Origin of the sequence: Cribrihabitans neustonicus (assembly GCF_048820895.1) — a bacterium.
Taxonomy (GTDB): Bacteria; Pseudomonadota; Alphaproteobacteria; order Rhodobacterales; family Rhodobacteraceae; genus Cribrihabitans_A; species Cribrihabitans_A neustonicus.
Map to the genome: position 1 here is coordinate 24,353 of NZ_JBMERQ010000010.1, position 14,477 is coordinate 38,829.

Here is a 14,477-nt window from a genome sequence, read left to right on the forward strand (position 1 = left end):
ATGTTCGAAACCCTGATGCACTTCCTCACCGTCTGGACCCAGCCGGAGCTGCTGCTGCTTGTGGGCTGCGGCACCCTGGCCGGCATCTATGTCGGCGCGATCCCCGGCCTGTCGGTGACAATGGCGGTGTCGATCCTGATCTCCTTCACCTTTTCCTGGGATGTCTACCCGGCCATCTCGCTGATGATCGGCATCTTTATGGGCGGTGTCTACGGCGGCTCGCGCACTGCCATCCTGCTTAACATCCCCGGCGCCCCCTCGGCCATCGCGACCGCTATGGACGGCTATCCGATGGCCCGGAAGGGCGAGGCCGGCGTGGCGATCGGCGTCACCACCGTGATGTCCTTCTTCGGCGGGCTGATCGGCATTCTGGTGCTGGCCGTGGCGGCGCCCTTCGTGTCTGACTTCGCGCTGTCCTTCCAGCCGCGCGACTACATGCTGCTGGCGATCCTCGGCATCCTGCTGGTCGGCTCCCTGTCCGGCGGCAGCCTGGTCAAGGGCATCTTTGCCGGCGCCTTCGGCATCGGGCTTGGCGCGGTCGGCATGGACCCGCTGACCTTCACCGAGCGTTTCACCTTCGGGGTGCCGGTTCTGAAGAGCGGCATTTCCTTCATCGCCGTGATGATCGGCATGTTCGGCGTCTCCGAGGCGCTGATGCAGCTGCACCATATCGACAGCGCCGCGGTGAAGCAGAAAGTGGGCAAGATCGTCCCCTCCTGGAGCGTGGTCCGCAAGTACCTGCCGCTGTCGCTGCAGACCTCCGGCATCGGCGTCATCATCGGCGCCCTGCCCGGCACCGGCGGCGATATTGCGGCTCTGATGGCCTATGACCACGCCAAACGGGTCACCAAGAACCCCGAAACCCCCTTCGGTGAAGGCGCAATGGAAGGGCTGGTCGCGCCCGAAACCGCCAACAACTCGGCCGTGGGCGGCGCCTTCATCCCGATGATGACGCTGGGCATTCCTGGCGATGCCGTCACTGCAATCATGATCGGCGCCCTGTTCATCCACGGGCTCAACCCCGGCCCGATGCTGATGATCGACAAGCCCGACATGTTCTGGTTCATCGTCGGCGCGCTGGTGATGGCGAACTTCTTCATGCTGCTGTTCGGCCTGACCGGGATCCGCGTCTTCACCAAGATCGTCGAGATGCCCCGCGCAGTGCTGATCCCGCTGATCTTCCTGCTGTCGATTGTCGGCGCCTATGCGGTCAACAACTCGGTCACCGACATCTACTGGATGCTGGGGTTCGGCGTGCTGGGGTACTTCATGAAGCAGTACAGCTACCCGCTCGGCCCGGTGATCCTCGGGGTCATTCTGTCCCGGCTGCTCGACGACAACTGGCGGCGTGCGATCATCTCCGAACGGGAAAGCCTGCCCCGCTTCTTTGAAGGCATCCTCACCAGCCCGCTGTCCCTGGCCCTCTTCATCGGCGTCATCCTGATCTTCGTGAGCCAGACGCCCCTGTGGACCGCCACCAAGAAACGCTTGCTCGGAAAGGCCGCGTCATGAGCCCCGCCAACGCAAGGCAAGTCAAGCTCGGTCTGATCGGCGACAATATCACCCGGTCGAAATCGCCCCGCCTGCACCGGGAGGCCGGCCGGCTGACCGGGCTGGATGTCACCTATGACCGCTTGATCCCCAAGGACCTGGGGCTGAGCTTCGGCGAGGTCTTCGACCGGGCCCGCCGCAGCGGCTACCGCGGCATCAACGTCACCTACCCTTACAAGGAAACCGTGTCGGGCCGGGTGAGTGTTGCCGACCCGCTGGTGCGGGCCATCGGCGCAGTGAACACGGTGGTCTTCGACGCCGCCGGGCCGCAGGGCTTCAATACCGATTACACCGGTTTCATGAGCGCCTACCGCCTGGTGCGCGGCAGCGCCGAACCGGGCACGGTCTGCCTGATCGGCACGGGCGGCGTGGGCAAGGCAGTGGCCTTCGGTCTGATCGGCCTCGGGGCAGCGGTGATCAGATGCGTCGACCTGAACAGGGAAAAGGCAGAAGCGCTGCGCGACGCGCTCACCGCCGCGGGCAGCAAAACGAAGGTGGAAGTGTACACCGGCGCGGCCGAGGCCGCCGCAGGCGCCGATGGGCTCATCAACTGCACCCCGTTGGGCATGGCCGGTCTGGAGGGCACGCCGCTGCCCGCCGGCGCCATGGAGGGCGCAGTCTGGGCCTTCGATGCGGTCTACACCCCGGTTGACACCCAGTTCCTGCATGACGCCGCGGCGCAGGGCCTGACCGTCATCTCGGGCTACGAGCTGTTCTTCGGCCAAGGGGTCGATGCCTGGGGGATCTTCACCGGCGAACCCATCGACGCCGGCGCCCTGCGCCAGGCGATCAGCGGAGAGGAAGCATGAAAACGTCAATCGCAACCGTGTCGGTCTCGGGCAGCCTGCCCGAGAAGCTCGAGGCCATCGCCGAAGCGGGCTTCGACGGGATCGAGATTTTCGAGCAGGACTTCATCACCCACGACGGCAGCGCCCGCGACGTGGGCCGGATGATCCGCGACAAGGGGCTGGAGATCACCCTGTTCCAGCCGTTCCGCGATTTCGAGGGGCTGCCCGATCAGCTCCGCGCCAAGGCCTTTGACCGGGCTGAGCGCAAATTTGACCTGATGCAGGAGCTGGGCACCGGCCTGATGCTGATCTGTTCAACCGTGCATTCCGCCTCGCTTGGCGGCATCGACCGCGCTGCCGCGGACTTTCACGAACTAGGCGAGCGTGCCGCCAAACGCGGATTGCGGGTGGGCTACGAGGCGCTGGCTTGGGGCCGCCATGTCAACGATCACCGCGATGCCTGGGAAATCGTGCGCCGCGCGGACCATGAAAATGTTGGCGTGATCCTCGACAGTTTCCACACCCTGTCCCGCGGGATCGATCCCGACACGATCCGCCGCATACCGGGCGACAAGATCTTCTTTGTCCAGCTTGCCGATGCACCGCAGATCGGCATGGACCTGCTCTACTGGTCGCGCCATTTCCGCAACATGCCGGGCGAAGGCGACCTGCCGGTCTGCGATTTCACGAAGGCGGTGGCGGCCACGGGCTATGCCGGGCCGGTCTCGCTGGAAATATTCAACGACCAGTTCCGCGGCGGCAGCCCGCGCACGATCGCCAAGGACGGGTACCGCTCGCTGATCGCGCTGATGGATGACGTGACCCGGCAGGAGCCGGGTTCGCAGATCAGCATTCCGCAGATGCCGCCGCGCATTGATGTGAATGGCGTGTCCTTTATCGAGTTCGCCACCCGCGGCGGGGAAGCCGATGCTCTGGAGGCCCTGCTGCACAGCCTGGGCTTTGCGCATTCCGGCAGCCATATCGCAAAGAAGCTCACGCTCTGGTCGCAAGGCGATATCCGGATCGTAGTGAACCGGGAGACCTCCGGCTACGCCAACAGCGCCTACATCATGCACGGAACCTCGGTCTGCGATATCGGCCTGGCCGTCGGCAGCGCAGCCGATACGGTTGCCCGCGCCACCAGTCTTGGCGCCCAGCCCTTTTCCCAGCCGACCGGCCCGGGAGAGCTGGACATTCCGGCGATCCGCGGGCTGAGCGGAAGCGTCCTGCATTTCATCGACGAGGCCAGCGGGCTGAACGATGTCTGGTCGGTCGAGTTCACCCCGGAAGAGACCGAAAACGCCACCTCGGGCGCGGGGCTGACGCAGGTTGACCACCTGGCCCAGACAATGAGCTATGACGAGATGCTCAGCTGGTCGCTGTTCTACACCTCCCTCTTCCAGATGCAGAAAGCGCCGATGGTCGATGTGATCGACCCCGACGGTCTGGTGCGCAGCCAGGCGCTGGCCACCGGGGACGGCGCGCTCCGCATCACCCTGAACGGCGCAGAGACCCACCGCACGCTGGCCGGCAGCTTCCTGGCCGACAGTTTCGGGGCCTCCGTCCAGCACATCGCGCTGGCCGCCAGCGACATCTTCGCAACCGCGGATGCTCTCGCCGCGCGCGGCTTCGACCCGCTGCAGATGCCGGAGAACTACTACGCCGATCTGGCCGCAAGGTTCGACCTGGCCCCGGACATGCTCAACCGCCTGAAGGCGGGCCACATCCTCTATGACGAAGATGCCGGCGGGCAGTTCTTCCAGTTTTACTCGCGGCCGTTTGCCGGCGGCATATTCTTCGAGATCGTGGAGCGCCGCGGCGGCTACGGCGGCTACGGCGCGCCCAATGCGCCGTTCCGGATCGCAGCCCAGAAGCGCCTGTTCCGCCCGAAAGGAATGCCCAAGCAATGACCCCAAAATACGACACAGGAATGGCCATGCGCGTTCGGTGCTGGGCGATGCCCGCGTCAACCGCGCCGAAGCCGCCAGGACCGCGTTCGACAGCGCCTTTCAGGCCCTGATAACCGAAGCCGCCTGGGGACCGTCTGGGCCTCGGAGGCAATCACCAGGCGCGAGAGCTCGATGATCACGCTGGCGCTGCCGGCCGCGGCGAAGAACTTCGAGGAAATCCCCATGCACATCCGCGCGACCGCCAATACCGGCGCCAGCAGGCAGGACGTGATCGAAGTGTTCCAGCACGTCGTGATCTATGCAGGCGTCCCTGCCGCCAGCCACGCGATCACGCTGGCCAAGCAGGCTTTTTCCGAAATGGCACAGCAAGAGGACAAGACATGACAGCCGGTGAACTCTACCCGCGGGACCGCGAGCGGCACCCCCCTGCCCTGACGCCGAACTACAAAACCAGCATCTCGCGCTCGCCGCGCAATGCGATCCTGTCACTGCAGGGTTCGGCGAGCGAGCTGACCGGTCCGGCCTTCGGGCACAGTGACATCGATCCGATCGACAGCGACCTGATCCGGAACTACGCGGCAACCGGCGATCCCGTCGGCGAGCGGATCATCGTCCATGGACGGGTTCTGGACGAAAACGCCCGGCCGGTCCCGCACACGCTGGTGGAGATCTGGCAGGCCAATGCCGGCGGGCGCTACCGGCACAAGAAGGACAGCTACCTGGCGCCGGTCGATCCCAATTTCGGCGGCTGCGGGCGCACGCTGACGGATGAGAACGGCTATTACGCTTTCCGCACCGTGAAACCCGGCGCCTATCCCTGGCGCAACTGGGGCAACAATTGGCGGCCCGCGCATATTCATGTCTCCGTCTTCGGCACCGCCTTCGCGCAGCGCCTGATCACGCAGATGTATTTCGAGGGCGATCCGCTGATCGCCAAATGCCCGATCGTCCGCACGATCCCAGACCAGCGGGCGGTCAATCAGCTCATCGCGCCGCTGGACATGAACGCGGCGGTGCCGCTCGACTGCCTTGCCTACAAGTTCGACATTGTGCTGCGCGGGCGCCGCTCCACCTATTTCGAAAACCGGCCCGAGGGGAACTGAGCATGGTCCAGCAATCCGACTACCTGCAGGAAACCCCCTCTCAGACCGCCGGGCCGTATGTCCATATCGGCCTGGCGCCCGGCGACGCGGGCTTCAGCATCTACCGTCAGGAGCTGGGCCGCGACATTGCCGGCCCCAGCGCCGAAGGCACCCGGATCACCGTGACCGGCATGGTCACCGACGGCACCGGCGCCCCGGTCAAGGATGTGCTGATCGAAGTCTGGCAGGCGGATGCCGACGGGGTCTATCCCGGTCAGGGCAGCGTGGCGGACGGCTTTCGCGGCTGGGGCCGCGTGGTGCCCGATTTCGAAACCGGCACCTTTTCGTTCGACACCATCAAGCCCGGCGCCGTCGCGGGCCGCAACCGGCAGATGATGGCCCCGCACCTGAACCTCTGGCTGGTCGCGCGCGGCATCAACACCGGGCTCAACACCCGGATGTACTTCGGTGACGAACCGGAGGCCAACGGTGCCGACCCGGTCCTGAACCTGATCGAGCAGGCGCACCGCCGCGACACCCTGATCGCCCGGGCAGAAGGCCGCACCTACCATTTCGATATCCGCCTCCAGGGCGATAGCGAAACCGTGTTCCTGGACGTCTGAGTATCCCGATATGTCCAACCCATGCATCATCTGCGTTGCCATCACCGGGTCCCTGCCGGCCAAGGAAAACAATCCCGCGGTGCCGATTACCGTCGCAGAACAGATCGAAAGCACGCAGGAGGCCTTCGAGGCAGGGCTTTACGTGCAGTTCGTCATGGGCGTCAAAAACGCGATGCCCGCGGACGAGCCGATCTTCGATTTCTACATCGAAACCCTCAAACGGCTGGCCCCGGACGCGCAATGGTGCGCCGCGGGCATCGGCGCGGTGCAGCTGACCATCAATGAATGGTCGATCGCCAAGGGCGGCCACACGCGCACCGGGCTCGAAGACAACGTGCGGCTGGACCGGCACAGCCTTGCCCCTTCCAAAGCAGCCCTGGTGAGACGCGCCGTTGAGCTGTGCGGGAAATACGAACGCCCGGTGGCCACCTGGCGGCAGGCCCGGGAGATCCTGCAGCTGGGAGAGCCTGCCGTACAGGCAGAGGTCCAGTAATGCCTTTTGTCACTCTGGACGGCACAGCGCTGCACTACCGGCTGATCCCCGGAACCGGCAGGCCGGTGGTGTTCCTGAATTCCCTGGGCACCGATTTCCGCATCTGGGACGGCGTCATCAGCCGCTTGGAGCTGCCTTCGCCGGTTCTCTGCATGGACAAACGCGGCCACGGGCTGAGCGATGAAGGCCCGGCCAGCATTGCGCTGCTGGCCCGGGATGCCGCTGCGCTGATGGTCCGCCTTGGGCTCAGCGGCGGTCTGATCTGCGGTGTCTCGGTGGGCGGGATGATCGCGCAGGCGCTTGCGGCGCAGCGCCCCGATTTGGCGGCCGGGCTTGTCCTGTGCAACACCGGCGCGAAGATCGGCGATGCCGAAAGCTGGAACGCGCGGATCAATGCGGTGCTGGACCACGGCATTGCGGCGATTGCCGAAGGCATTCTCGAACGCTGGTTCTCGGCCGGTTTCCGCGCCCGGGAACCCGCAGCGCTGGCCGGCTACCGCAACATGCTCACCCGCACCCCGCCCAGGGGCTACGCCGCCGTCTGCGGTGCCATCCGCGACAGCGATTTTTCACATAGCTCCGCCAATCTGACCTTGCCCGCGCTCTGCATAGCCGGGTCGGAGGATCAGGCAACCCCGCCCGAGGTGGTGGAAGCGCTGGCACGGATCATTCCCGGCGCCGGGTACCGGCTAATCGAGGGGTGCGGCCACCTGCCCTGCATCGAGGCGCCGGACACCGTCGCGCAGGAGCTACGGCAACTCTACAGGCAGCTCGCATGACCGGCGTTTTCGGCCACCCCTGGCTCGGCGGACTGTTCGCCGGCGCTGAAGCCGCGGCCATATGGTCGCCTGAACGCCAGCTGGCGCACATGCTGGGCTTCGAAGCCGCCTACACGCGCGCGCTTGGGGCGGCGGGCAAGATCCCCGAGGCACAGGCAGAGCGCGTGGCCGCCGCGATCCTCGCCTTCCGCCCGGACTTTGAGGAACTGCGCGCAGGCACGGCAAGGGATGGCCTGCCGGTGCCCGCGCTTGTTGCCCAACTGCGGCACGCCCTGCCCGGCGATGCCGCAGCGATCCATAGCGGCGCCACTTCGCAGGACGTGATCGACACCGCTGCTGCTCTCACCATGCAGGAGTTCAGCATATTTCTGCAGGCTCGCATCGGGCAGCTTTCCGGCGCGCTGTCTGAGCTCTCCCGCCGCTTTGGCGCAGTTCCGATGATGGGCCGGACCCGCATGCAGGCGGCGCTGCCCATCACCGCCGCGGACAGATTGAACGCATGGTCCGGCCCGCTGGACAACCACTTGCGGCGGCTTGGCGAATTGCGCCCGCGGGTGGAGCTGCTGCAGCTGGGAGGCGCGGCGGGCGACCGCGCCGCCATGGCCCCGCATGCAGAGGCGATCGCGGCTGGCATGGCCCGGAACCTGGGTCTCGGCAATCCGCCGAGGGCCTGGCATGCGGCGCGCGACGGCGTGGCCGAATATGCCGGTCTCCTGTCGCTGATCACCGGAACCCTTGGCAAGATGGGCCAGGACATCTGCCTGATGGCGCAGCAGGGCGTAGAGGAAATCGCGCTTGAGACCGGCGGCGGATCCTCTGCCATGCCGCACAAGCAGAACCCGGTGCTGGCAGAGCTTCTGGTCTCACTGGCCCGCTTCAATGCCACCCAGATCGCAGGCATGCACCAGGCGCTGGTGCATGAACAGGAACGCTCCGGCGCGGCCTGGAATCTGGAATGGATGATCCTGCCGCAGATGGCCCAGGCCACGGCCCGCAGCCTGTCAGCCGCCGCAGGCATTTGCGCAAGCATTTCCCGTATCGGAGCGAAAGCCCCCTCATGACCCGACCCGTCGTCTATGTCCTCAACGGCCCGAACCTCAACCTTCTCGGCACGCGCCAGCCGGAGATCTATGGCTGCGACACCCTGGAGGACGTGAAGCGCCTCTGCACCACGACCGGTCAAAGGGCCGGGCTGGACATCCGCTTCCACCAGAGCAACCACGAAGGCGCGCTGGTCGATCTCATCCATGAAGCCCGCACCGAAGCCTCCGGGATCGTGATCAACCCGGCCGCCTGCACGCACACGTCCGTTGCCATCCGGGACGCGCTGGCGGCATGCGATTTTGCCATTATGGAAGTCCACATCTCCAACGTCCACCGGCGGGAGGCCTTCCGGCACCACTCCTATGTTTCCGGCGTGGCCACCGGGGTGATCGCAGGCCTCGGGGTGGAAGGCTACGCCGCTGCGGTCCGCGCCATCGCGCTTCAAATCAGACCGCAAGCTTGAGACCCTGCAGCAGCACGGCCGGCCGCATTTCCAAACCCCTTTTGCCCAACTGAGATACCGCCGCCATGGGCGGTGCGCATGCCGTTGCATGTCCAAGGCCGGCCGGGCGTGTCCGGCGCCAATTTCGCGCGCCTCGCCTTCGATCACGTCGCCAAGGATCTGCACGCTCCAGCCGAGGCCCTCCGCCTCCCAGGCCGCCGCGGCAGGCGATTGCGCCGGCGCGGAGATGAGCCGGCTGGTGACCTTGCCGAGACTGGGGTCTTCCAGGCGCAGGACCGCGCTGGACTGGCCGTCGGCTGTCAATGCGTCCGGCAGCGCGACGCCGCCGGAGATCAGCGCCAGCGCGAAACCGTCCTCACCCAGTCCTTCGATCAGGGCCAGCATCCTCTGGGTTGCTTCCAGCCCGGCCTCCCCGGCGGGGCGGCAAAGCCCTCGGGACGGTGTGGAGCGGATCGGCGGCCCTGACGGCAGCCTCGAACAGCCCCCTGAGGAGCGGCTTGCCGTCTGTTATGGAGAACATCCTGTCTAAGCGGTTGACCGCAGGATCAGTTCAACCGGCATCGGCTCGGGCGTGCCGGGATGGGTGCCGTTTTCGAGCCAGTCCAAGAGCAGCCCCGCCGTCCACTGTCCGAAGGCATTGACGTCGCAGCGCACGGTCGAAAGCCCCGGGAAGCTCTGCCGGGCCTCCTCGATGTCGTCAAAACCGATCAGGCGGAAGTCGCGGCCGAGCTTCACGCCGGTCTCCGCAAAACCCGCGGTCATGCCGATCGCCACGAGGTCGTTAAAGGCGACCGCTGCGTCGATCTGCGGATATTCGCGGGCGATCCTGCGGGCGGTCTCGAACCCAAAGCGGCGGCTGGCCTCTCCGGGGAAAAGATGCAGCGGCAGGCCGTGCTCTTCGGCAACCTCGGCCAGGCCGCTGCGCCGCTCCACCGCAATCGCGGTATCCGGCAGGCCGCCGACAAAGGCAATCTCACGGGCGCCCGCGGACACCAGGTGATTGCCCGCCTGACGGCTGCCGCCGTGGTAATCCATCGAGCAGAACGGAAAGCCCTCGCCCTCGGTCTCCGATCGGCGCAGCACCTGCATCGCGGGGATGCCCGACGTCAGCACCGCCTTCAGGTCGGCCCCGTCGCCGCCATAGCACGGCGCAATCAGCAGGGCGTCGACCCCGTGCTCCAGCATCGAGCCGATCAGATCAGCCTGCAGCGCCGGGTCCTCGTTCGAGTTGCCCATCACCGCCGCGTAGCCGCGCGCCGACAGCGCCATCTGCGCGCTTACGCCCAGCTCGGTATAGAACGGGTTGCGCAGGTTATTGATCACCAGGCCAACCAGCCCGGCATTGGCGCCGCGCAGGTTGGCGGCGCCGCGGTTGTAGACATAGCCCGCCACCTGCATCGCGTCCTGCACCTTGCGGCGCGTCTGCGCCTTGACCGATGGACTGTTCTGCAACACCAGCGAGACCGTGGATTTGGAAACCCCCGCCAGCTTTGCGACATCGATGATGGTTGGCCGTTTAGACATGCGGCTTCTTATCCAATACCGTGAAGCTGAAGCAACTGCCGCATGCGGGTCCTCGCCAGCTCCGGGTCGCAAAGCTGCCCGGCGCGGCCGGCGACGCGGAAGACCTCGGCGTAGTGAGTGATCTCCCGCGCGGACTGGAAGCCTGCAGGCATGATGAAGTGGCTCTGCCATCCGTTGAGCCAGGCGAGGAAGGCGATGCCCGCCTTGCAGAACTGCGTCGGCGCCTTGAAGATCCCGCGCGCGAGCGGCACGGCCGGCTCCAGCAGGGCGTGGAAGGTGGCGCTGTCGCCTTCGCCAGCGCGTCCAGCGCCTGCGCGGCGGCGGGTGCAATGGCGGCATTGATGCCAGCAGCGCGTGCGAGTAATGGCTGCCGTCGCCCTCGATCAGCGGGGCGTAGTTGAAATCGTCTCCGGTATAAAGCCGCAAGCCCTCGGGCAGGCGCGCCCGGAAGGCCTCCTCGCGGCTTTGCTCCAGCAGCGGGACCTTGATGCCGTCGATCTTGGCCGCATGGGTTTCGAGCATCGGCAGCACGCTGTCCGCTGCCGCGTCGAGATCCGCCCCCCGTAGCCGGTCAGCGCCGGGTCGAATATGCCGCCGGGCCAATGCAGGATCACCGGGCCGAAGGCCTGCGGGACCTTGGACAGCTCGTGCGGGCGGCGCGCGGCCACGTCGCGGTGCATGTCAAACAGGATGCCCGAGGGCATGTTAAAGACCGCTGCGTGGTTCCCGGTGACCATATTTCAAACCTCCGGCATTTCTAGCGAGGCCGGTCCGGAGGGGTAGCTGCCCGCGAGAATGCCCCTCAGCAATCCGCCGTTGACGATGTGGCCGATGCCCTTGATGCCGTACATGTCGCCGGCCGCGATAGGATGCAGCATGGTCAGCCCCGCGGATGGCCAGTGGCGTCAAAGCGTTCTCCCAGCGCCTTCAGCATCAGGTTCGGGCAGCCCAGGCCCGAGGAGGACGAGACGGTCACGACCTGCCCGTCTTCGATGCGGGCCGCCGCCTCCGCGGAAGGGACAACCTTGCTCATCGCCTTACACCCCGTGGTAGTCGACTGTGACGGCGCGGCCGCGGACCGCTGCCTTCTTCACCGCCTCGGCAACGGCGAGCGACTTCACCCCGTCCACCGCGGTGGCGGAAGGCGCGCCTTTGCCGTTCAGCGTATCGGCAAATAGCCCCAGCGCGCGGTCGCAGAGACCGTGGGTCTCGAAGATGACCTCGCGGGAGCCGGATGCGATGATCAGGGTAATCTCACCCCGCGCCCGCTGGGTCATCACGTTGCGGGAGATCAGGCTCCCCTTGGAGCCATGCACTTCGAAACCGGAGGGAGAATACGGGTGGGTGAAGCTTTCATGCGTCATCACCTGCACGCCGGAGGGCATCCGCCAGACCGGCATGGCGCCGTCCTCCGCGCCCTGCGGCAGGCTGCCGTGGGATTCCAGCGCCATCACCTCTTGCGGGTCCTCCTCAAAGTGGAAGCGGACGGTGTCGGCATCATGCACCACGATGTCAGGGATCACCCCGCCGCCGGCCGCCGGATCGTTCAGCCGCTAGCCGCGGAGGTGCTCTGGCAGCAGGACGGCGTGAAAGTTGCGGACGCTCAGCACCTCGCCGAGTTCACCGCCCTGGATCAGCTTCTTCATTTCCAGATACGAGCCCGCAATGCGCAGGTGGTGGTTGGTGGCGAGCACAACGCCCGCTTCCTGCGCGGCACCCACTATCGAGGCCGCGTCCGCAGCGCTCATCGCCAGTGGCTTGTCGCATATCACGTGCTTGCCCTCCGCAATCGCCGCCATTGCTTGCGGCAGATGCTTTTCGACAGTGGTTGAAATGCAGACGGTGCCGACGCCCCTGTCCGCCAGCATCTCGTGGAGCGAGGTGGTGGAACCGGCGATCCCGTGCTCCCTTGCGAAGGCCGCGCCACGCTCCGCGTTCGAGCTGAGCACGGATTTTACCTCATGGCCATCCTGGGGACGGATCGCGCCGGTCATATGCTCCGCAGCAATGGTGCTCGCGCCGATCAATCCCCAGTGCATGGCTCGTCCCCACAAATTGGAACGTTCCACATGCTGAGCCGCCTTAGGGTTATCCAGGCCGGAAAGCTTTTGCTGGTTAGCAGCTAGGCAAGCAGCCGCAGAGCCCTGGCAGAACAGCGACGGCTTCGGCTCACCAGCGTTATGTTAGGGAGAATAAAATATAGGTGCGGGGCCGAGCATAGAGGCCGGCGGTGTCCTCGGTCGACGAGCCCGCCCTCCCCGCGAACAGCATGGTGACAAAGACGTTCACCTGCGCGATGCAACCTCGGTTTTGGCCGACGCGGGCATCGGCATAACGGATCACCCGCTCTGTGACGCCCGCGCGAGCAGGAAGAGGGCACCGTCGGCAACATGAAACTGCCCAGCGAATTGCAGATCCGCTGGGCCAGCAAGATTTCCGCCAGCCGCAGCTCAGGCTTAGCCGGAAATGCAACTCCTCGAAGGCACCCCAGTTGCTACCGGTCATCACCAGTCAGACAAGTGGGCCGCGGTCGATCTCATCAGCCGGCATCAAGGGCGGGATTTCCGGTATGTAGCGGGAGGCTGGCTGGTAGAAGACCAGCGTCAGCCGTGGCAGCCTATGGCGATTTCTGCGACACGCTGCAGCTCGACCTTTTGGATAAGCTGGGCGGCAAATTGCGGCGGGCTGAATCGGGTGCCCGGGAGGTTGGGTTGATGAGATGGCCTGTGTGTCTTCCGAAAACGTTCACAGCTGTGAACTGCCGGGTTCTGCCGTCTGACCGCGAAGCATACGGTTCGAATTTGCTCTCCAGCCACCGCTTATTGATACGCTCTAAAAAGCAGGCAGGCGGCGGAGGGCGCTGGCAAGTTCACAGCTGTGAACACTCAGGCCGCAGCCTGGCGGGCGAGCGCCATGACCATCGGCCCGATGGAAAACTGCCCGGACCTCGCCTTGGCGCTGAGATGCCGGAGATAACCGCCCGGGGAGCGGATTTCTCCGAAGCGTTCCAGCATTGCCGCGATCACCACCGCAGCGTCTGTGGCCCCGAGGCTGGACCTGGCTTCTTCCCACACGCTTGCAGAAATGCCCATCATCGGCCGGACGGTCTCGGCGGCCTGCATGAGGTCCTGCCAGTGACGGATCGCACCATTTGTGTAGGTGCCGATTTCCCGGCAGGCGGATACGATCAGGCGGAGCGGCAGGTTTGCTCCGTCAGATCTGGGGGAAGACGTTTCGTGGTTCTGTGGCATTTTGCTTCTGGATTTCTCAGCATAATCGCTTGGGTCTTTTTCTTCCATGACGCCAGCGTTCGAAGGCTGAACAACCTGTTCAGATTCAAAAGAGTCTTTCTTTGAATTCTGATAGTGGTGCTCAATTTGAGCGCCATTGGTGCCCGGATCTTCTGTTTGTTGCGGTGCGAGCAGGGTCTCTACTTCTGCCAGCGCAGCGGCAAGATGTGCCTCGGTCTGCTCCAGATCGGCGAGAGTGAGCTTGCGGCGGAGGCTGCGGGCGGTGAGCTCGGCGAGATCGCGGTACTGGTCCCAGACCGCAAGATCGGGGCGTTCCGCGGCACCGCAGAGGGCGAGGTTCAGGACATCGCGGCGCATCAGGCTGACGGTTTCCCGCAGCTCCCGGATGCGGGCGGCCTCGGCACGCTGCGCGCTGGCTGCGGCGGAGAACTCGGCAAAACGCCGGGCGAGAGGGGAGAGGTCGAAGCCATAGGCCGTGCGTTCGCCCTGGCTGCGGCGCACGTAGCGTTTGCCGTTGGGGCTGTCGCGGCGGATCAGGATACCTGCCTCAACCAGCTTGGCCATGTGGCGGCGCATGGTGGAGCAGGGCATGCCGTTCAGCCGCTCGCAGATTGCCTTGTTGGAGGGATGCACCACCGGGCTACCGGGCTGCGGGCCGATCTCCTTGCGGGGAAAAAAGCTGATCAGCGCTTGCAGCACCGAGAGATCGCGGTCGCTGAGGCCGTAGGTCTTGCGCGCGGCAGCCAGTTCGCTCAGCGCGTCCCATTTGCTGACGGCGCTGGCCATAGCGGAGTGTTCGGCGGCGGCCTGCTGGTGCAGCAAGGCAGCATCCACCGTTCGCCCGAAAGGCGTGAGGGGCATGTATCCCATGTCATCTTCACGAAAGACAAAAAAAGAGCGGCCCGCGAATCGCTTTCGACTTGCGGATGGAGGCTCCGGCCACTAACTTGAAGGTGCTAGAAACAAGTT

The 14,477-nt window shown here is 65.5% G+C and carries 17 protein-coding genes and 2 pseudogenes; 10 read left to right on the forward strand and 9 right to left on the reverse strand.

Annotation, left to right across the window (positions count from 1 at the left end):
* From ACOHWE_RS16690 to aroQ, 10 genes and pseudogenes are all read left to right on the forward strand, one after another.
* On the forward strand, positions 1-1,512 hold the full coding sequence (locus tag ACOHWE_RS16690; RefSeq protein WP_420667858.1) for a tripartite tricarboxylate transporter permease: 1,512 nt from the start codon (positions 1-3) through the stop codon (positions 1,510-1,512).
* The gene (locus ACOHWE_RS16695) at positions 1,509-2,360 is read left to right on the forward strand and encodes a shikimate dehydrogenase family protein (protein WP_420667859.1); all 852 of its coding nucleotides are present in this window, start codon (positions 1,509-1,511) and stop codon (positions 2,358-2,360) included. Before ACOHWE_RS16690 ends, ACOHWE_RS16695 begins: the two co-directional genes overlap by 4 nt.
* Positions 2,357-4,249 carry a bifunctional sugar phosphate isomerase/epimerase/4-hydroxyphenylpyruvate dioxygenase family protein gene (locus ACOHWE_RS16700; protein ID WP_420667860.1) on the forward strand — a complete coding sequence of 631 codons (1,893 nt, stop codon included), beginning with the start codon at positions 2,357-2,359 and terminating at the stop codon, positions 4,247-4,249. Before ACOHWE_RS16695 ends, ACOHWE_RS16700 begins: the two co-directional genes overlap by 4 nt.
* Positions 4,246-4,633 (forward strand): annotated as a pseudogene (gene pcaC / locus ACOHWE_RS16705) (4-carboxymuconolactone decarboxylase). Before ACOHWE_RS16700 ends, pcaC begins: the two are co-directional and overlap by 4 nt.
* The gene (gene pcaH, locus ACOHWE_RS16710; RefSeq protein ID WP_420667861.1) at positions 4,630-5,352 is read left to right on the forward strand and encodes a protocatechuate 3,4-dioxygenase subunit beta; all 723 of its coding nucleotides are present in this window, start codon (positions 4,630-4,632) and stop codon (positions 5,350-5,352) included. Before pcaC ends, pcaH begins: the two are co-directional and overlap by 4 nt.
* Positions 5,353-5,354: 2 nt before the next feature.
* Complete coding sequence (pcaG, locus tag ACOHWE_RS16715) at positions 5,355-5,954, forward strand: protocatechuate 3,4-dioxygenase subunit alpha (RefSeq protein WP_420667862.1); 600 nt, start codon at positions 5,355-5,357, stop codon at positions 5,952-5,954.
* 10 nt (positions 5,955-5,964) lie between these two features.
* On the forward strand, positions 5,965-6,447 hold the full coding sequence (locus ACOHWE_RS16720) for a 3-keto-5-aminohexanoate cleavage protein (RefSeq protein ID WP_420667863.1): 483 nt from the start codon (positions 5,965-5,967) through the stop codon (positions 6,445-6,447).
* Entirely contained in the window at positions 6,447-7,226 is a 780-nt protein-coding gene (gene pcaD, locus ACOHWE_RS16725) for a 3-oxoadipate enol-lactonase (RefSeq protein ID WP_420667864.1), read from the forward strand. Before ACOHWE_RS16720 ends, pcaD begins: the two co-directional genes overlap by 1 nt.
* Entirely contained in the window at positions 7,223-8,287 is a 1,065-nt protein-coding gene (locus ACOHWE_RS16730) for a 3-carboxy-cis,cis-muconate cycloisomerase (protein ID WP_420667865.1), read from the forward strand. The genes pcaD and ACOHWE_RS16730 overlap by 4 nt, the downstream gene beginning before the upstream one ends.
* A complete protein-coding gene (gene aroQ, locus ACOHWE_RS16735; protein ID WP_420667866.1) occupies positions 8,284-8,733 on the forward strand; it encodes a type II 3-dehydroquinate dehydratase in 450 nt (149 codons plus the stop codon). The genes ACOHWE_RS16730 and aroQ overlap by 4 nt, the downstream gene beginning before the upstream one ends.
* Before the next feature lie 525 nt (positions 8,734-9,258).
* On the opposite strand, the gene ACOHWE_RS16740 is transcribed toward aroQ, so the two are convergent.
* From ACOHWE_RS16740 to repC, 9 genes and pseudogenes are all read right to left on the reverse strand, one after another.
* Positions 9,259-10,257 (reverse strand): LacI family DNA-binding transcriptional regulator, encoded by a 999-nt coding sequence (locus ACOHWE_RS16740; RefSeq protein WP_420667913.1) that lies wholly within the window; start codon positions 10,255-10,257, stop codon positions 9,259-9,261.
* Positions 10,258-10,265: 8 nt separating this feature from the next.
* Entirely contained in the window at positions 10,266-10,622 is a 357-nt protein-coding gene (locus ACOHWE_RS16745) for a DUF993 family protein (protein WP_420667914.1), read from the reverse strand.
* A 22-nt stretch (positions 10,623-10,644) separates the two neighbouring features.
* Positions 10,645-10,994, reverse strand: a pseudogene (locus ACOHWE_RS16750) (DUF993 family protein); the annotation flags it as partial.
* Positions 10,995-10,997: 3 nt separating this feature from the next.
* Positions 10,998-11,135, reverse strand: a complete 138-nt coding sequence (locus ACOHWE_RS16755; protein WP_420667867.1) for a hypothetical protein — start codon at positions 11,133-11,135, stop codon at positions 10,998-11,000.
* Between the two features lie 2 nt (positions 11,136-11,137).
* Positions 11,138-11,290: a hypothetical protein gene (locus ACOHWE_RS16760; RefSeq protein WP_420667868.1), complete on the reverse strand. Its 153-nt coding sequence runs from the start codon at positions 11,288-11,290 to the stop codon at positions 11,138-11,140.
* A 4-nt stretch (positions 11,291-11,294) separates the two neighbouring features.
* Positions 11,295-11,807, reverse strand: a complete 513-nt coding sequence (locus ACOHWE_RS16765; RefSeq protein WP_420667915.1) for a Gfo/Idh/MocA family protein — start codon at positions 11,805-11,807, stop codon at positions 11,295-11,297.
* A 3-nt stretch (positions 11,808-11,810) separates the two neighbouring features.
* On the reverse strand, positions 11,811-12,296 hold the full coding sequence (locus ACOHWE_RS16770) for a Gfo/Idh/MocA family protein (protein WP_420667869.1): 486 nt from the start codon (positions 12,294-12,296) through the stop codon (positions 11,811-11,813).
* A 139-nt stretch (positions 12,297-12,435) separates the two neighbouring features.
* Positions 12,436-12,762 carry a TRAP transporter large permease subunit gene (locus ACOHWE_RS16775; protein ID WP_420667870.1) on the reverse strand — a complete coding sequence of 109 codons (327 nt, stop codon included), beginning with the start codon at positions 12,760-12,762 and terminating at the stop codon, positions 12,436-12,438.
* 380 nt (positions 12,763-13,142) lie between these two features.
* Positions 13,143-14,378 carry a plasmid replication protein RepC gene (repC, locus tag ACOHWE_RS16780; RefSeq protein WP_420667871.1) on the reverse strand — a complete coding sequence of 412 codons (1,236 nt, stop codon included), beginning with the start codon at positions 14,376-14,378 and terminating at the stop codon, positions 13,143-13,145.
* Positions 14,379-14,477: the final 99 nt, after the last annotated feature.